16 protein-coding genes are annotated in these 17,651 nt (G+C 56.1%); 14 read left to right on the forward strand and 2 right to left on the reverse strand.

The features are described 5' to 3' along the window. The first annotated feature begins 53 nt into the window (after positions 1-53). Positions 54-839, forward strand: a complete 786-nt coding sequence (locus NKJ55_RS22205; RefSeq protein ID WP_352451724.1) for a DUF1499 domain-containing protein — start codon at positions 54-56, stop codon at positions 837-839. A 13-nt stretch (positions 840-852) separates the two neighbouring features. On the opposite strand, the gene NKJ55_RS22210 is transcribed toward NKJ55_RS22205, so the two are convergent. Then, the gene (locus tag NKJ55_RS22210) at positions 853-1,761 is read right to left on the reverse strand and encodes an MBL fold metallo-hydrolase (protein WP_352451725.1); all 909 of its coding nucleotides are present in this window, start codon (positions 1,759-1,761) and stop codon (positions 853-855) included. Between the two features lie 114 nt (positions 1,762-1,875). On the opposite strand from NKJ55_RS22210, the gene NKJ55_RS22215 reads away from it, so the two are divergent. From NKJ55_RS22215 to NKJ55_RS22275, 13 genes are all read left to right on the forward strand, one after another. After that, complete coding sequence (locus NKJ55_RS22215; protein WP_352451726.1) at positions 1,876-2,466, forward strand: biotin transporter BioY; 591 nt, start codon at positions 1,876-1,878, stop codon at positions 2,464-2,466. A 375-nt stretch (positions 2,467-2,841) separates the two neighbouring features. Then, on the forward strand, positions 2,842-3,432 hold the full coding sequence (gene nusG / locus NKJ55_RS22220; protein WP_352451727.1) for a transcription termination/antitermination protein NusG: 591 nt from the start codon (positions 2,842-2,844) through the stop codon (positions 3,430-3,432). Between the two features lie 148 nt (positions 3,433-3,580). Then, complete coding sequence (locus NKJ55_RS22225) at positions 3,581-4,900, forward strand: UDP-glucose dehydrogenase family protein (RefSeq protein WP_352451728.1); 1,320 nt, start codon at positions 3,581-3,583, stop codon at positions 4,898-4,900. Between the two features lie 200 nt (positions 4,901-5,100). Further along, positions 5,101-6,306, forward strand: coding sequence for a sugar transferase (locus tag NKJ55_RS22230; RefSeq protein WP_352451729.1), 1,206 nt, complete (start codon positions 5,101-5,103; stop codon positions 6,304-6,306). A gap of 98 nt (positions 6,307-6,404) precedes the next feature. Further along, positions 6,405-7,499, forward strand: a complete 1,095-nt coding sequence (gene gmd / locus NKJ55_RS22235; RefSeq protein WP_352451730.1) for a GDP-mannose 4,6-dehydratase — start codon at positions 6,405-6,407, stop codon at positions 7,497-7,499. Positions 7,500-7,519: 20 nt separating this feature from the next. Then, positions 7,520-8,287 carry a glycosyltransferase family 2 protein gene (locus NKJ55_RS22240; protein ID WP_352451731.1) on the forward strand — a complete coding sequence of 256 codons (768 nt, stop codon included), beginning with the start codon at positions 7,520-7,522 and terminating at the stop codon, positions 8,285-8,287. Between the two features lie 63 nt (positions 8,288-8,350). Then, positions 8,351-9,460: a hypothetical protein gene (locus NKJ55_RS22245; protein WP_352451732.1), complete on the forward strand. Its 1,110-nt coding sequence runs from the start codon at positions 8,351-8,353 to the stop codon at positions 9,458-9,460. A 460-nt stretch (positions 9,461-9,920) separates the two neighbouring features. After that, entirely contained in the window at positions 9,921-10,850 is a 930-nt protein-coding gene (locus NKJ55_RS22250) for a glycosyltransferase family 2 protein (RefSeq protein ID WP_352451733.1), read from the forward strand. 51 nt (positions 10,851-10,901) lie between these two features. Next, complete coding sequence (locus NKJ55_RS22255; protein ID WP_352451734.1) at positions 10,902-12,440, forward strand: lipopolysaccharide biosynthesis protein; 1,539 nt, start codon at positions 10,902-10,904, stop codon at positions 12,438-12,440. Then, the gene (locus NKJ55_RS22260; protein ID WP_352451735.1) at positions 12,437-12,610 is read left to right on the forward strand and encodes a hypothetical protein; all 174 of its coding nucleotides are present in this window, start codon (positions 12,437-12,439) and stop codon (positions 12,608-12,610) included. The genes NKJ55_RS22255 and NKJ55_RS22260 overlap by 4 nt, the downstream gene beginning before the upstream one ends. Continuing rightward, positions 12,607-13,779, forward strand: a complete 1,173-nt coding sequence (locus NKJ55_RS22265; protein WP_352451736.1) for a glycosyltransferase — start codon at positions 12,607-12,609, stop codon at positions 13,777-13,779. The genes NKJ55_RS22260 and NKJ55_RS22265 overlap by 4 nt, the downstream gene beginning before the upstream one ends. A gap of 342 nt (positions 13,780-14,121) precedes the next feature. Beyond that, on the forward strand, positions 14,122-15,414 hold the full coding sequence (locus tag NKJ55_RS22270) for an O-antigen ligase family protein (RefSeq protein ID WP_352451737.1): 1,293 nt from the start codon (positions 14,122-14,124) through the stop codon (positions 15,412-15,414). 217 nt (positions 15,415-15,631) lie between these two features. Then, entirely contained in the window at positions 15,632-16,708 is a 1,077-nt protein-coding gene (locus tag NKJ55_RS22275) for a glycosyltransferase family protein (protein ID WP_352451738.1), read from the forward strand. Between the two features lie 70 nt (positions 16,709-16,778). Here the strand turns inward: NKJ55_RS22275 and NKJ55_RS22280 are convergent, their stop codons facing one another. Further along, a complete protein-coding gene (locus NKJ55_RS22280; protein ID WP_352451739.1) occupies positions 16,779-17,639 on the reverse strand; it encodes a hypothetical protein in 861 nt (286 codons plus the stop codon). Positions 17,640-17,651 lie beyond the last annotated feature (12 nt).

Genomic DNA, 17,651 nt, shown 5'->3' on the forward strand with positions numbered 1-17,651 from the left:
CCGCCGCTGAAAGGCACTATGCCTTTGTTCGGGTTGGGGCAGCGCAGAAAACAATGATGGTAATTCCCGAGCGACAAACGTCGAGGGCTGCCGGTTGGTCGCGGCGCACCGGCGCTTTTTCGGCGGTGCTGCTGCTGACGGTTGTCATCGGGCACCGATATGATCTCGTCGAGACGCCGGCTTTCCTATGGGTGCTCGGCGTTGTCGCCTTGCTGGCCGCGTTTGCGCTTTTGTTTGCCGGGTTTGCCTTTGCGCGATTGTGGAATTTCGGTGATCGCGGCGGCCACGACCTGACCGCCGGCGCTTTGTTGGCGCTTCTGGTGCTCATCCCTTACGCTGTCGCGGCCTATTGGGCGGCGACCTATCCGCCGCTGCGCGACATCTCGACGGATTTGGACGACCCACCGGTGCTCGATATTTCTACCCGGACAAAGGACATGAACGAGCTTTTGCCGCCGACGCCGGGCGAGCAGCGCCTGCAAATCGAAGCTTATCCGCTCGTTAGCGGACGCAGCTACACCTTGCCTTTCGATCGCGTTCTGGAGGCGGTCAAAACCGTGCTCGATCGGCGCGGCTGGGAGCTCACGGCGCCGTTTCCAGACGCAGCAGGGCAAAGCGACGTGACGGTCGATGCGCTGGCCAAGAGCTTGCTGCTTGGTCTTCCCGCCGATGTCGCCGTCCGCGTGACCGACGACGGCGATGCGGTCATCGTCGATATGCGCTCGGCCTCGCGTTACGGCCGCTACGACCTTGGCGACAATGCAGCGCGCATCACCGATTTCCTTTCCGAACTCGACCAGGAAGTCGCCGGCCAGGTGGGCGTGGCGCCGGCGGAATGATACCCGAAGTGTGCTACGTTGCCGGCGAATAGATGCCGTCGATAGCCGGCGCGCCATCGGTGTGGACCAGGCCGCGCGCCACCAGGTCTTCCAGATGGGCAAGCACCGACAGGCCGGCCGCGCCATGCAGGCGGGGGTCTGTGTCTCGATAGATCGCGTCCACCATGTCCTTGATTGTCCGGTCGCCGCTGTTGATCCGCTCCAGAATTGCGCGTTCGCGCATTTTGCGATGCGTTTTCAATCCGCGCATGAAGCTGCGCGGCTCGGTCACCGGCCCACCATGACCGGGCAGCAGCAGCCGGTCGTCACGTTCGATCAGCCGATCGAGCGATGTCATGTAGTCGGCCATCGCGCCATCCGGCGGTGCGACGATCGTGGTTGCCCACGCCATGACGTGATCGGCCGAGAAAAGGATGCCGGTTCCCTCCAGCGCGAAGGCCGCGTGATTGGCGGTATGGCCGGGCGTCAGCACCGTCCGGATCGCCCAGCCGTCGCCGTCGATCACCATATCGTCCGGCAGCGCGATATCAGGAACAAAGTCGGTGTCGGCGCTGGCATCGAGTGGATTGACCTCACCGGTGCGCAACGGCCGCGCCGGGCGATGCCGGCCCTCCGCCAGAACCACCGCACCAGTATGCTGCTTTAACCGAGCCGCCAGCGGCGAATGGTCGCGATGCGTGTGGCTGATGAAGATATGGCTGACCGGCCTGGTCCCGATCGCTTCGAGCAGTGTTCGAAGATGTGCCTCGTCATCCGGTCCGGGATCGATCACCGCCAGCGTCTCGCGCCCGACGATATAGCTGTTGGTTCCGTGAAAGGTGAACGGGCTGGAGTTCCTGGCGGTGACGCGTTGAATACCAGGCGCAACGGCTATGCCCTCGCCATAGGCCGGATCGAAGCGTGTATCGAATTTCAGCGCCATGCGAACGTCGCGACCTTTTTTGGGGCGAGGGCAAAACCGATTGCCGCATAGCACGGAAGCCAATATAGGAAAACGCAAGGCCGCGTTCGGCGGCAATCCGGAACGGGGAAGACTATGGCAAATGCAACGACGATGCGTCCGCTCATTTCTCTCGCTTTGCCTGAAAAGGGCGCGGCCCGGCTGGCAGGACAGCTTTTGCTGGCAGTCGCCGGAACGCTGCTGCTGATCTTGTCTGCCAAGACCAAGGTCATGCTCGGACCGGTAGACATCTCGATGCAGACGCTCGCCGTCTTCCTGATCGCTGCCTCCTTCGGCATGCGCCTCGGCGTCGCCACGCTGCTTCTCTACATGGCTGAGGGCGCGTTGGGCCTTCCGGTTTTCCAGAGCACGCCCGAAAAGGGCATCGGCATCGCCTACATGCTCGGTTCGACCGGCGGTTATCTAGTCGGCTTCGTCGTCATGGCGGCGATCGTCGGCTGGGCTGCCGACCGTGGCTGGGATCGCCATCCTATCAAGCTCTTCAATGCCATGCTGGTGGCCGAGATCGTCATGATGGCAATGGGCTTTGCCTGGCTGGCGCTGTTGATCGGCCCGGAAAAATCCTGGCAGTTCGGGGTGTTGCCCTTTATCGTCGGTGATCTGATCAAGGTTGCGCTGGCCGCGAGCCTGGTGCCGGCTGTCTGGTCGCTGTTGAAGCGTTCGTGAAGCCGGTCGAGCGGTGATAACCTGTTCTGCGCGACAGTGATTTTTCGCCGTAGTTGGTGTGGCCGTGCAGGATCTTTGTCGCTGGCGGCAGGCTTGTGCGCGACGCCATCCGTCACATTAGCTTCAAGTCGACGGACTAAGTACCAGAACCAACGGGCGATTCGTCACGACCAGCGTAACCAAGCACCTACGCATGGAAATAAATTGCTCGACATAGCATCTCAGCCAGCTGAAAAAGAAAGCGGCTCGATGATTATTTAGGCACAGCTAAATTTCTGGACAATGTGTAGGAAATTCTTAACCCAACCGCCTTGACTCTAGTGGCTTGGTTGCTTGCTGGTATCCACGCACTGTCGTAACCGTTGACCTGAGATCATGCCGCCGACCGCCGAAGGAAGACACGTGAGTAGCGCGGAAAAAACAACGAGCAAGGCAACAGCCCTGTCGCCTGAGCCGACCGCCGCGCCGGCAACGCGCTGGTATGCGGCCGGCATCTTTCCCGGGAAGGAGCGTGTCGCAGAGCGGCATCTCCGGATCCAGGGATTCGAGCCCTTTGTGCCTCGCTGCGAGAAAACCGTGCGTCATGCCCGGCGGCTCGAAACACGGTCCGCAGCTTATTTCCCGGGTTATATGTTCATCGCCCTTGACGTCGCGCTGCAACGTTGGCGCTCGATCAACGGAACGTTCGGTGTGCGCTCCCTCGTCATGCAAGGGGACCGGCCTTTGCCTGTCCCCTCCGGTCTGGTAGAGCGCTTCATTGCGTTGACCGGCAGGCACGGCCTGCTCGACTTCAGTGGCGGCCTCGCAGCCGGTGCTTCGGTTCGGATCCTTTCCGGCCCGTTCGCGGAAATGATCGGTCGCCTTGACCGGCTCGATCCAGCCGGAAGGGCTCGGGTTCTGGTTGCGATCATGAATGGCGAGATACCTGTCGACCTTGATACCAAGGATCTCGTCGCCATCGCATAGTCGTAAGCATCGAGGTGCGGCGAGGCGATGCAAATTGTTGTAGGATCGGCTCTCGGGTTTTCACCCGGGAGTGCGGTAGCCGTTCTTCGGTGGGACTAGGCGCTGTCTGACGAGATCGTCTCGTCGGCGCTGATTGAGGGTACGCGGTATGCGAATAACAATGATTGGTGCCGGCTATGTAGGGCTCGTCTCGGGCGCCTGTTTCGCCGACTTTGGCCATCAGGTCTGCTGCGTCGACCGGGATGCGGAAAAGCTTGCCATGCTCAAACTCGGCAAGATACCGATCTACGAGCCGGGGCTCGACGACCTCGTCACGACCAACACCCTGCAAGGCCGCTTGCGTTTCGACGACAATCTGGCGGATGCGGTTTCTCAATCGGATGTCGTCTTCATAGCCGTCGGCACGCCGTCACGGCGTGGCGACGGGCATGCCGATCTGTCCTTCGTTTACGATGCGGCCGCCGAAGTTGGTCGCGCACTCAAGGGGTTTACGGTCGTGGTGACGAAATCGACCGTCCCCGTCGGTACCGGCGATGAGGTGGAACGAATCATTCGCGAGCAAAATCCCGCCGCCGATTTTGCGGTGGTCTCAAATCCGGAATTTCTTCGCGAAGGATCGGCGATCGAGGACTTCAAGCGGCCCGACCGCATCATTGTCGGGACCGATGCCGAAAGGGCCAAGGCTGTCATGGGCGAGATCTACCGCCCGCTCTCGTTGAATGCAGCGCCGATATTCCATACGAGCCGACGTACGGCGGAGCTTACCAAATATGCCGGCAACGCGTTTCTGGCCATGAAGATTACCTTCATCAACGAAATTGCCGATCTCTGCGAGCGGTTGGGGGCCGATGTGCAGGACGTCGCGCGCGGCATCGGCATGGACAATCGCATCGGCGCAAAGTTTCTTCACGCTGGGCCGGGTTATGGCGGCTCCTGTTTCCCGAAAGATACGCTGGCGCTGGTCAAGACCGCGCAGGACGCGGCAAGCCCCGTCCGGCTTATCGAAACGACGGTCTCGATAAACGATCAGCGCAAACGGGCGATGGCGCGCAAGGTGGTCGAGGCCTGTGGCGGCTCGGTTCGCGGTAAGACCATCGGTATCCTCGGCCTTACGTTCAAGCCGAACACCGACGATATGCGCGATGCCCCCTCGTTGGCCATCATTCAGGCACTCAAGGATGCCGGCGCTTCGATCAAGGCCTATGATCCCGTCGGTATGGAGCAGGCACGCAAGATAATCGAGGGCATTGAATTCGGGGAAAGCGCCTATGCAGTAGCCGAGGGCTCCCATGCGATCGTCATCGTCACCGAGTGGAATGCGTTTCGGTCGTTGGATCTCAAGCGGCTCTACGCACTTATGGCGACCCCGGTGATGGTTGACCTTCGAAACGTCTATCGCGGCGAGGACGTCGTGAAGGAAGGCATAACCTATTCCAGCGTTGGCCGAGAGCGGCATCCTGTCCAGTGAACGTCGGCGAGGGCCTCCTGGAGTTCGAATCGCCAGGGTTAAACGTCCTGCAGAGAACAATGGAAGCAGCCACAACGCAATTAGAAGAGACTTGGACTCAGTAGTCCCGCAAGAGAGCGCTTGACTTGAATATAGTTATGATGAATCGGCCAAGACAGCGGCACCTCGTGCACAGGGTCAGGTTTCAACTCCTGGGCGGCTTGGCCTTTGCAATCCTGCTTCCTGTGCTGGTCAGAATTTCATTTGATCCGTCAATTCTATATTATGCAAATCTGCAGATTACAATTTTTGCGGGTATTGTGGCGCATGCTATAGGTTATTTCGCCTTTCGGCGGATAGGTAATTTTCCGGGTATCGCGGCTTCGGGTTACATATTTCCGACATTTGCATTGTCTTACGGGTTTGTTTATTTGGCGATTTTCCTGCTTCGGATCGAGTATAGCGGGTTCCAAGCGGCCAGCAGCTTGACCTTGTCAATTCTCTGGTACTTTGTCTTGACCATCGTAAGCCGACGCCTTGATCCTTACAGTCTTGCCGTGGTTCCAGGCGGCGCCGTGGGTCGTCTCGCGGCGATAAAGGGGGTCAACTGGCATTGGCTTGTCTCTCCTGACATGATCATTGAGCGCGCCAACGGCGTTGTTGCCGACCTGCGTGCCGATTTGTCCGACGATTGGGAGCGCTACATCGCCGACCGGGCGCTTGCGGGAGTTCCGGTCTACCATGTCAAGCAGATCGGCGAGTCGCTGACCGGTCGCGTCGAGATCGAACATTTGTCCGAAAACACGTTGGGCTCGCTCAATCCCAATCAGGCCTATATCAAGATCAAGCAGGTGATCGACTGGGTGTGCGCGCTGTTGGCGCTGATCATGCTGACACCTCTCTTGTTATTGATTGCGCTGATGATCAGGCTGGAATCTCCTGGACCTGCCATATTTCGCCAGGAGCGCTTGGGCTTTGGCGGAAAATCATTCACGGTCTACAAGTTTCGGACAATGACCGTTAGCTCACCTGAGGCGGAAAACCTTCGCAGCCTCGCCGTCACAAGGCCGGGTGATAGCAGGGTTACCCGGATCGGCCGCTTCCTGCGGAGAAGCAGAATCGACGAACTGCCGCAGCTGATAAATATCGTTCGTTCGGAAATGAGCTGGATCGGGCCTCGCCCTGAGGCGACAGTGTTGTCTTCCCATTATTCGGTGGCGTTGCCGTTCTATCGCTACCGAAATATCGTTCGTCCTGGAATTTCCGGATGGGCTCAGGTAAATCAAGGATATGTGTCGGATGATGACGATGAAATCGAGAAGCTGCACTATGATTTCTATTACATCAAGAACTTCTCTCCATGGCTTGATTTCGTTATCGTGTTGAGAACGCTAAAGACTCTGCTAAGTGGATTCGGATCTCGATAGAGACCGGATTGAATTTCACGTTCATCAGAAATCATCTGTCGAATGCAACGCCAGGATAGTGCTGGTGAGTGTGTTCTGAAGCTGTCGAAGGATATCAAATGAGCCGAAAAACCGCGCTAATTACAGGCATCACCGGCCAGGATGGTGCATATCTTGCCGACCTCCTGCTTGCCAAAGGATACGCAGTCCACGGCATCAAGCGGCGTTCGTCGTCGTTCAATACCGGTCGTATCGATCACCTCTATCAAGATCCGCATGAATCCGGCGTCAATTTTTCACTTCACTATGGCGACATGACCGATGCGACGAACCTGATCCGCATAATCCAGGAAGTGCAGCCGGACGAGATCTATAACCTCGCGGCACAATCGCATGTCCAGGTGAGCTTCGAGACCGCGGAATATACAGCGAATGCCGACGCGATCGGTACATTGCGCCTTCTGGAAGCCATCCGGCTGCTTGGCTTGACGAAAAAGACGCGTTTCTATCAGGCATCGACTTCCGAGCTCTATGGCAAGGTGCAGGAGGTTCCACAGAAGGAGACGACGCCCTTTTATCCTCGCTCGCCCTATGCGGCCGCAAAGATCTATGGCTACTGGATTACGGTGAACTACCGCGAAGCCTATAGCATTCACGCTTCCAACGGAATTCTGTTCAACCATGAAAGCCCAATGCGGGGCGAGACATTCGTGACCCGCAAGATCACGCGAGCTGCCGCTGCCATCAGCCTCGGCCTTCAGGACAAGCTCTATCTCGGCAACGTTTCAGCCGAGCGCGATTGGGGGCATGCGCGCGACTATGTCGAAGGCATGTGGAGGATCCTCCAGCAGGAAACCCCGGACGACTATGTGCTGGCCACAGGGGTCAAGAGTTCCGTTCGAAAGTTTGTCGAACTCGCCTTCGCCGAGGTTGGGGTCCGCATTCAGTGGAACGGTTCGGGCGTCGCCGAAAAGGGCGTCGACACTAGGTCCGGCAAGATATTGGTCGAGGTCGATCCACGCTACTTCAGGCCGACCGAGGTCGACCTGCTGCTCGGTGATCCTTCGAAGGCGGAGCGGGTCCTCGGCTGGAAGGCGACGACGCCGCTTGATGAGATGGTGCGCGAGATGGTTCAGTCCGACCTCAAGGTGGTGGCGCGCGAATACGAGCATCGCCGGCTTGACGAAGAGCACAACCGCAAGGCGGCTCAGTAGCTGCGAAAAGTCCCGCGAACATGAAGATTTCGGTCCTAACCGTCTGCTGGAACTCGGCGGCAACAATCCGTCATACGCTCGACAGTTTCTTTGCCCAGGAACACCAGGACAAGGAACTGATCGTCATCGACGGAGCCTCGACCGACGAGACGCTCACGATTGTCCGCTCCTACGCCGCGCAAGGATTGCAGATCATCAGCGAGCCCGACCGCGGCATGTATGACGCATTGAACAAGGGGCTTGCACTTTGTACGGGAGAGGCAATCGGGGCTCTAAACGCTGACGATGCGTTTCATGACGCTTCAGTGCTCGGCAAGATCAGGGAGGCGCTTGCCGAAAGCGACATTGTCCACGGTCACCTCGACTTCGTCGACAATCACGAAAGCAAGCGGGTGGTCCGCCGCTGGCGGGCAGAGCCAAAGCCTCAAGATGGGTTCCGCTCCGGCTGGATGCCTGCCCACCCGACCTTCTACGTTCGGCGTGCCGTTGCGGAAAAGATCGGGCCGTTCGATCTGACGCTCAAAGTTTCCTCCGACTACGACTGGATGCTGAGGGCCGTCGAACTCCATGGATTCAGGATCACTACAATCGATCAGGTCCTCGTTGACATGATGACGGGAGGGGCCAGCACCAAGAGCTTCCGTTCCCATATCGGGCATAATCTGGAAGCGCTGCGCTCCCGACGCCGATGGCTCGGATCAGGTCCGGTCGATTACGCGCTTGTTGCAAAGCCGGCGCGGAAGTTGGGACAGTTTCTGCCGAAACAAACCCGCAAGTCGAAGGGATAGAGAGCTGGCGCTGGTCGATAACTGTGGCGTTGCATCGGACGCTGTGAAGCGGGACGCTGCGCCGTGAACTACAGCAAGCCGTTCGATGCAGACCCCGAAAGTGCAGCAGAGCCTCGTCGCCGAGATATGGGAACCATATATGTGAAATCGGGTTCGGGACACAGGCAGTCGTATGCTGATCTGTTGGGGCCGGCTTTGGGCCTGTCTCCTGCAATGGGGCCAATGTCACGGGCGCTCAAAAAAAGACTGCTAGCGGCTGATCGTCTCTTTTTTGCTACCCTTGACGATGACTTGGTTTCTTTTGTCTCGATAGCTCTCCGTCGGGCGGCTCTCGGAAGGGCGACTGTTGCATTGTTTTTAGGACCGCAGTCCTGCTTCGGACCCTTCAACCTCAAGCGGCTTCTCAAGAAAAGCATTTTTGTTTTTCTGAGGCGTGTGCCAAAGGTCACGGTCGCGAGTATCATACCTCTCAGTCTGGCTCCGGAATATGGCACCGTTGTGGATGTCGGGCTTCATGATCCGCAGTGGTGGGACATGCACGATGGTTACATCCTGAGGCAACCCGGCGATACGCCGGTGGCGACTGAAGTCCGCCACTTGGCTGGTGGTCGGCCGATTGTCTGCTGGCTTGGTGCTGCGTCGGTGCACAAAGGTTTTGCCTTCATGGTTGCAATTATCGAGGCCAACCCGGCTATCGCCAAACGGCTATGTTTCGTAACCGCTGGGACGGCGAACTCGGAGCAGGCATTGGTTTCCCGGTTTAAGTCGATGGGAGGAATTCATATTGACCGGCGGCTCACCGATGCCGAGTGGGAAAGCCTGTACGGTGTCGCCGACGCAGTGTGGGCCTGCTACGATCCAAGATACGACCAAGCGTCGGGCGTTTTTGGCCGGGCGCTGCAATTTGGCGTTCCCGCGATCGTGCGTCGTGGCTCCTTGATCCATACGGCAGCTCAAAAGTTCGGCGCTCCGGTCCATGCGATCGATTTTGGCGACTGTAACGGAGCTGCAACTGAGCTAAATAAGATCGCCAAGGCAGACCGGGGAACGGCGGCAACAGAAGAACGTGAGATTAGGATCCGGTCGTGGCGCAATGATTTCATCTCATCCACAATGCGCGCATTGGGAGGGTCAAAACATGCCGACGCCGAACTCTGCGAGGGGGCGGCGTGAACACGCCTGATACCCGATCTCACAACCCGGACCGGGACATTGTGGCTGCTCATACATGGTGAAGAAAGTATTGTATTTTCATCATGCGACCGCGCTGGGGGCGCGCCGAAGAGTTTGGCATTGTAGATAAAGTCGCTGGATCGCAAAGAATTCTCGCCAATAGTGGCGATGCCGGTTCGCCCCGGGAATTCCGGCGTCCGTCAATTAGTCGAAGGTGCCGGCGCCGAGGTAATCGAGGAAAGGGACATGCGAACTTTCCATGGATCGACAGTCGCGCCCTGCAGGGTTAGCGCCACCGCCACTCCGGGATGGCGACGGCATTGCAGGCGAGGTTGCTTAGTGAAGTCATTCAAATCGCCGGTTGCCTTGACAGGGGTGTACCCCGCACATGCCAGATCTCTGTCGGAGAGCGGCATGCGATTCAAAACAATCCATCCGGAATACTTAGGAAGACAGGCCGATGAGCGAATTTTCGGTTAGCGTCATTATTCCAACTTTTAAGCGGATTCCAATGCTTCGTAGAGCGTTGAGAGGCGTTTCGGAGCAATCCTCCAGACCTGATGAGGTGCTAGTGATTGTCTCCGATCCAGATGAGTATGATGAGATTTTTCGCCTCGATGAGGTCGCAAAAAACGATACCGTTCGTGTCATTTCCTGCTCCAAACGACTGAAAGGTGGTGAAGCAAGGAATATTGGCATTAAGCAGGCGTCCGGAGAAATTATCTTTTTTCTTGATGATGACGACCACTGGTTACCAAATAAGATCGAACGACATTTAGCTGCACACTCTGCCGATAGGGGTATCGGCGTAGTCTATTCGGGCGCGATCGTACGTCACGACAGCGGTAAAAGGAAAGATACTTTTGCCTTCGGCCGACCAGTACCGGAAAACGTCCTGACGGCAATGTCGGAAGGCTCTTTTGCCCCGTATACCGCAAGCGCTGTCTCTGCAAGAAAGGCTTGCCTGGACGCAGTGGATGGATTCGACCCGGATCTGTCCAGTTTTCAAGACTGGGATCTTTGGTTTCGGATGGCCATGAACGAAGTTAAGTTCTTTAGCGTTCGTGAACCTTTGAATATTTACACGGTCCATGGAGGGTATAGCGTCTCCAAGGATGTGGATACACGAATGCGTGGGTTGAGACAAGTTACTGAAAAGTACAGAGACAAAATTAACATAGAGAACTTCTATAGGAAGCACATCGCACTGATAGCATACAAGGAACTTTCAGATCTTGTGCGGAAGAAGAATCGATTTGACTTTGTTAAGTCATATCTTGACCATGTCAAGAACGGTAGAATTGACCCTCTGGGGGTGCTTTCAATGAGGATATTTGCCAAGCTCGTATTCTCTGCGTTTCGCGCTCAATACCTCCGGCCTCGCGACTAGCTGAGCTATGGCTAGCGAATGGGACCAGCGCCTGGGCAGAGAGTGCGAACGTTGACACTGATCCCTCCAGCCTCCGACGGGGCATTGTCCAGTCAGCATCTGACGCGCGATCTCGGGAGACGCACGGCATCTGGAGGGATCATAGCCCTCTGCGCCCAAGCTTTGATTCTTCTCACACAGTTCGGCTACATGGCGCTGATGGCGCGCTTACTCAAACCCGATGACTTCGGTCTGGTGGCCATGGCGGCGTCTGCTACTGCGTTTGTCGGAGTCTTCGCCGACTTGGGTCTGTCGATGGTGACCATCCAGCGCAAGGAGGTTGATCATGACACCGTCAGCGCCTTATTTTTCGTCAATCTTGGCGTCGGCTTCGCTCTCATGCCGCTGGCATGGCTGACGGCGCCGGTCGCAAGCTGGCTTTTCAATGATCCCCGCGTTTTTCACCTTATCCTGGTTCTGGCGATCGCCATCCCGATCACTGCGGCCGGTGCGCAGCACAAGGCGCTATTGATCCGCAACATGCGTTGGGTGTCTTTGCATGGTGTGAATCTTGGCAGTCTGTTGTGTGGATTTGCTGTTGGTATTGCAATGGCATGGGGCTGGGACTTCAAATACTGGTCGCTCGCCGCGGCAACGCTCACCACGGCTCTTGTTGGCACGGTTGGCCAGTGGATGCTGTCACCCTGGCGTCCGACCAAGGTCGCCAATTGGAAGAATGCACGATCGGCCATTAATTTTGGGATCAATTACAGCGGATCCCAGTTCACAAACTATATTAACCGCCAATCTGATAACGTGCTGATCGGCTGGAAATCCGGTCCCGGCGAACTCGGATTCTACACCCGCGCCTACTCACTGTTCATGTTGCCGATAACGCTCGTCAGCGGGCCAATCGGCTCGGTTATTATTCCGATGCTGAGCCGGCTTCAAACGCATCCCGACAAGTGGGCCAAAACCTATCTCAGTGCCATGCGACTTACACTCATGGTGAACACAATATTGTGTATTCTGATCACGGTCAATGCACAAGAAATCGTAACGCTTGTTTATGGAGAAAGCTGGTCCAAGTCTGGGGTTATTTTGATGATACTGTCGCTTTCTCTGATCACGAGTATTTCCGGTCAATTTGGTGGCTGGGCGCTGATCTCTCTCGGTCGAGCCCGCGAGCTATTCGTATTTTCTATTTTCTCATCGCTCATTCGCTTTGCGGCCTTCTTATTTGCGATTCAATGGGGAGCCTCCGGAGTTGCTCTTGGATGGTCTATCACGTCTTGGGTATTTACGCCAATGCTTTGGTTTTATGCAACTAGAAATACAGAGCTGAGATTTAGGGATCTTGTGAAAGCAGCGGCGCCCTTCTTCTTTGCTTACATTGTGGCCTTTTGTTTATTTCGTGTTGGGAATTTGGTCGGGATTTCATTTAAAGTTCTGCCTCTGCAGGCTGGAGGAAATCTTATGTTAAAGTCGACCATCGCGATACTAATCTATGCAATTTTTGTTGTTGCTCCGTATCGTTTCGCCGGTTCCATGTTAGGGGACATGCGGCTCTTTCTGGACAAAGATGTACACTCAGGGGGCCTAAAGCGTTGAAAATTGTCGTAGAAACCACGGTTGTTTTGAACGGCGGAGACGCCGCAATCCAAGTCGCGACAAAGCAGATTCTTACGGCCGCGTTGCGTGGCAGTGCTTTGTCCATCGTCGATATTCTCAAAAACAGATTTGCACGGATGGAGTCGCAGCTGGAGGCGGTGTCCTCATGATCGCGGTTGTTTCCCAGTTCTTCAATATCCCTTCTGAGACATTCATTCGAGATCATGTTCGCTATCTTTCGCCTGGCAAGACCGTGCTCATCTGCCAGAACCCTGATGGTGCCGATCAGTTCGGTTATCCGGTTCTTTCCGGGATTCCGGGGTCATCACCGTTTGGCCGATTACCCAGCCGCATTGCCAGTCGGGCGCACCTAGTCTGGCTTGCGTATATCCGTGAGGGAATGTCCAGGAGCGACGAGGACAGAGTTGTCGAATTTTTTAAGAGCCACAACGTGGACGCCGTCCTTGTCGAGTATCTGACGATGGGTGCACTGCTTGGTCGCGCTTGTCGCCGCGCCGGCGTGCGATTATACGCCCACGCCCATGGCGCGGATTCTACCGTGATGCCTAGGAAACATTTGTGGCGACGTCGCTACCGGCATCTCTTCGCCAGCGCCGACGGCATCATCACGCCATCGCGTTTCATCGCCGATCGTCTGATTCAAATCGGCTGTCCCCATGAGAAACTGCACGTCAGCCCATGCGGAATTTTGCCCGAGCGCTTCACACCATCGACGCGTGAAAGCGGTCGGCTCCTTGCGGTCGGGCGGTTTGTTGAAAAGAAATCACCGCACCTCGCCATCGAGGCGTTCGTCCGGATCGCTTCGAGGTTTCCCGAGGCACGGCTAGATTTGGTTGGGGATGGGCCTCTCATGGCGCGATGTAAGGCATTGGTGGGGCAGGAGAACCTGTCGGACCGTGTTATTTTTCACGGCTATCGAAGCACAGAGTTTGTTCAGGGCATGATGCAGAACTCTGCAATCTTCGTGCAGCATTCGGTAACGGCCCGAAATGGAGATATGGAAGGCCTGCCGGTATCGATCCTGGAGGCAATGGCGAGCGCACTTCCCGTTGTAGCGACACGTCACAGCGGCATTCCGGAGGCCGTTGTCGATGGTGAAACCGGCATACTTGTGGAAGAACACGATATCGAAAGCATGGCAGAGGCGATGGCTGGTCTCCTGGCAGAGCCTCACCGTGCTGCGAAGATGGGGGATGCCGGGCGGCAGCATGTGCTGGACCATTTCACGCAACGGCATACTCGCGATCGCCTTCGATATGCCATGGTGCTGCCGGCCATGGCGGAACCTCTCGACTTCGCTGAGGACCGGGTTCAATGAAGAATGCCGACCAGTGGACGCTCGCTAAGTTCGAACGGACGAGTAAGGATAACGGACGAGTAAGGATGTTTGGCACTCGAGCCGCGAGGAGGTATCGGCGAGCATGCCGATGGGGCATCTTCTAGTAGCTGAAAAAGTGTCAGCCCACCGTCTTCGGGGGGCTAAAAATTCCCGACCGCCGAATACTGTGCCTCCAACCAGTGTCGTCGATAGCTGTCGGGCTCGATTTCATCAGCCGCGCAGAAAAAAGACGCAAACGCTCCGTTTAATTCTTGACCGGCATTCAGAGATCGAGTTGCCGAGGCGCCAATTTCATTGGTTGCCGCTAGATGGACTAGTCTCATGACCCAGAGAGCCAACACTCGCTACGACGCATCCGCCGATTTCGATCGAGTTGGCCGCAGATTTGCGCCTTTGAGAAATTATGTTGACCGGCGCATTTTGTTCTCGCCTGCGACGGCCTTCGCTCTTGCGATTTGTGGGATATATGCTTTTTCCGGTTTGGTAAACAAGTTTGACCCGGAAGGCAGTACCGCGTCGATCTTGGTAAGAGTAGCCATTGTTCTGGTAACCGGAGCCTCATTTGCACTTCTGCCGGCAAAGTTGAGGTCCTCAACGGCAGCTCTTCTTCCGATGAAGATCTTTTTCGTATTCTACTTATGTAGACTCATAGAGAATGTTTACATCTCTTCGATAGACATATCGCCGGGTCCCGGGATGATTTTTAGCGTTTTCCTGGTAACCACTGTCGGCGTTACACTTATTATCGCATCGATGGACATGGCGATAAGAAATACAGACCTTATTTTCGTGATGAATATTCTTTGCGTTATATTTTTAGTCGGGCTTTACCTGAACCGGGATATGCTGTTTGCAAGCCAGGGCGAAAGGATGTCTCTCGATAAAATAAACCCGATCGCGATGGGGCATACGGCTTTTGCTTTTTTGATATATTTTTTCCTTGTCGTGGGAAAAACAAAAAAACTGACAATCCAGTCGATAATACTCGGTCCTTTGCTATTGTTGGTCGTTGTGTTTTCCAAGTCGCGTGGTGCATATATTGCTGGCGCGGGGTCTCTAGCGGTCTACATACTGTTGCTTAAAGGCTCAAAAAGAGTGTTCGCCATATTGGGAGCACTGGTGGTTGCGATGATAATTGTGGCGAGCAGCGGTGTGGAACTAATTGATGTTGTCATTACGAGGCTTCAGACGATCAATGTGGATGCCGATCAATCCACAATGATACGCAGCCAACTATACGCTGGAGCATGGAGGCAGTTTCAAGAAGACCCTTTGTTTGGACGTTACGTTGTCGAGATGCAGTTCAATTATTATCCTCATAACATTTACCTTGAATCCCTTATGTCGGTGGGGGCGTTTGGATCATTGCCGTTCGCAGCTCACATAATTTTGGCACTCAGATCGACGGTCGGAATTATTCGGTCCGGCAAATTCCCGCTTGCTGCAGTGCTGGCTGCCGTCATATTCATCAGGGAAGCGATCGCCGGCGTTGCAAGCGGCAGCCTATGGGGAAATTCAGTCTTCTGGGTCACCTCCGCTCTGACAATATCGTTTTGGTATGGATATCAGGGATTTCTCGCCAAAACCCGTAATGCGGAGATTCGGGCTTACTAGGGTCGAGTGTCCCCCCGCGACCGGTATACTGGCAGTGGATCCTAAAGCCCAATGTTCCATGGGCACTAGCGTTAGACTCGTGCTCCAGATGATCGACCTCCGCCCCGATTGGCTGCAAGCACTCGCGTTCGGCGCCCGCAGGCCGCCACCTAGTCGCTGATGGCGCATCGTTATCAGCGCTCCACAACTCCGAGACCAAACTCCACAGGAACCAGCCATGCGTATTTTTCAAAATTCCGGGATCTCGCCAACCTATCGGGCCAGGCTCACTGGCCTTGTGGCGGGAGTTCGGGGATTCGAGCCGCAGAGAGAAGTGTTTTTGAAAGACCGCTACGGGGCATCGCATATCCTGTTGCCGGCACTCGCCGGCAGCCCTGAAGCCTTTTTCACGAACGGAGACGACGAATCGCTGCAGCGTGCATGGGCGCTCGAAAACGGGTTGCGCGAGGACGCTTCGCTGGCCGATATCCTTCTTGCCCAGATCGAGAATCACAAGACCGATGTCTTCTATAATCTTGATCCATTTCGTTACGATGCCTCTTTCGTGCGCCGGCTGCCGGGGCATGTGAAGCGAAAGATTGCCTGGCGCGCTGCACCCGGCAGGATTGATTTTTCGGGGTATGATCTCGTCGTTTGCAATTTCCCGTCGATGCGAAAGCTTTGGGAAGAACAGGGCGCCAGAACCGATCACTTTTTTCCCGCTCACGATCCGGAGCTCGATAGCGTGGCCGCAAATCGGAGCAGGGATGTCGATGTCCTTTTCTTCGGCGGCTATAGTCGTCATCACCAGCGCCGCAGGCAGATTTTGGAAGCGGTCGCAAGTCTATCCAGCCGCCGCCGCGTCGTCTTCCATCTCGATCTCTCGCGCTATACGCCGCTCGCCGAAACGCCGCTTGGCTGGTTCGGTCCCCTGCGTGCGGTGCGCCGCCCGCGCACAATCCGCAGTGTCAGCGCGCCACCGGTATTCGGTCGCGCCATGTATGCCGAACTCGGAAGAGCCAAGATCGTAGTCAACGCCTCAATCGACATGGCGGGTCCGGACCGAGGTAACATGCGCTGTTTCGAGACGATGGGCGCTGGCGCTTTGCTGGTGTCCGACTCCGGCAACTATCCCGCACCGATGCGCGACGGGGAAACCATGGTGGTCTACGAGCACCCGCAGGACACAGTGAAAACAATCGAACGTCGGCTGGACGACGCAAGCTGGGACAGCATCGGTTGGGCCGGCAATCGCGCGATCCGTGAGGAATACAGCAAGAAACGCCAGTTTGAGCGGTTTCTCGAATTAGTATAACGAACTATCAGACCGGGCTTTCTGTCCGATCGAATGCGCTCATCGAGCTTTGTAGCCATACAAGTCTGATTTAAGGTATCTTACCTTCTTCTCGAAGGAATTTCAGCGTGGCCTGCCACCATTCCTCTTTTTCGTCCCATTTTGCAGGTCCATCGCGTGGACCGCCACGCATCGAGCCCCAGACCACGATGCCGTCCGCCAATCTCCTGCAAGTGGCTAGCTGGAGATACCAGAAATCGCCCGGCAGAAAGGCGAGCGTCTTGTGAAACTGCGGCCAAAGGAAGCAGTACACCGGCTTTCCCTGTGAGATTCTTCGTGCTTCCTCGATGTTGGATTGGGCATAGGCCCCCCACGCGTCCTTGTCGCCGTAAAATGTATAGAGGGAGGGGAAGAGCGCATCGACATAAGGGACGAGAGAGGACGCAACAACGGTGTTTTGCTGTTGCCAGTCGTCCAGCGCCGCAGGCCCATTGTGGCCGATCGCTCTCCAATGATCCCGGATCGGCAAAACACTATAGAGCCCAATCTTGACGTTCGGGTCCGCTTTTTTGAACGCGCCGAGCGTCTTCTGGTATTTCGCGAGGGACGATGCCTGATCTGGACCTTCCAACGGCCAGCTTTCGATGTCGATATTGAGGTATTCATTGCTCCTCGGCAAAGCCAGCGCTCGCCGGACCTGGCCGGCATCAGGAACATCCGGTCCGAGAACATGAGGGTCGGCAATTGTAAGGTGTTCGAAACCAAACGCCTGGAAATCAGGCCCGCCGATGAACCGTATAGCCTCGAAAAGCCTGAACGGAGCGCGCGTCTGCGACGTCGCAGGCACTACGCCAGCCAAAAGGCACATCACACAAAATACTGTCTGGAAAAACATGACGTTCGATATCCGGCGTCGCCAATTGGCGAATTTTTGCGCGGCCGAAATTTGCACGATTTGAATTCC

The sequence above is a fragment of the Mesorhizobium sp. M0106 genome, from assembly GCF_040322715.1.
Classification (GTDB): domain Bacteria; phylum Pseudomonadota; class Alphaproteobacteria; order Rhizobiales; family Rhizobiaceae; genus Mesorhizobium.

Bases quoted from the DNA above. Each gene is read 5' to 3' on its own strand.
- NKJ55_RS22275 (WP_352451738.1), top strand. From the start codon at position 15,632: ATGCGTATTTTTCAAAATTCCGGGATCTCGCCAACCTATCGGGCCAGG.
- NKJ55_RS22240 (WP_352451731.1), top strand. From the start codon at position 7,520: ATGAAGATTTCGGTCCTAACCGTCTGCTGGAACTCGGCGGCAACAATC.
- gmd (WP_352451730.1), top strand. From the start codon at position 6,405: ATGAGCCGAAAAACCGCGCTAATTACAGGCATCACCGGCCAGGATGGT.
- NKJ55_RS22210 (WP_352451725.1), bottom strand. From the start codon at position 1,761: ATGGCGCTGAAATTCGATACACGCTTCGATCCGGCCTATGGCGAGGGC.
- nusG (WP_352451727.1), top strand. From the start codon at position 2,842: ATGCCGCCGACCGCCGAAGGAAGACACGTGAGTAGCGCGGAAAAAACA.
- NKJ55_RS22215 (WP_352451726.1), top strand. From the start codon at position 1,876: ATGGCAAATGCAACGACGATGCGTCCGCTCATTTCTCTCGCTTTGCCT.
- NKJ55_RS22265 (WP_352451736.1), top strand. From the start codon at position 12,607: ATGATCGCGGTTGTTTCCCAGTTCTTCAATATCCCTTCTGAGACATTC.
- NKJ55_RS22270 (WP_352451737.1), top strand. From the start codon at position 14,122: ATGACCCAGAGAGCCAACACTCGCTACGACGCATCCGCCGATTTCGAT.
- NKJ55_RS22250 (WP_352451733.1), top strand. From the start codon at position 9,921: ATGAGCGAATTTTCGGTTAGCGTCATTATTCCAACTTTTAAGCGGATT.
- NKJ55_RS22205 (WP_352451724.1), top strand. From the start codon at position 54: ATGATGGTAATTCCCGAGCGACAAACGTCGAGGGCTGCCGGTTGGTCG.
- NKJ55_RS22225 (WP_352451728.1), top strand. From the start codon at position 3,581: ATGCGAATAACAATGATTGGTGCCGGCTATGTAGGGCTCGTCTCGGGC.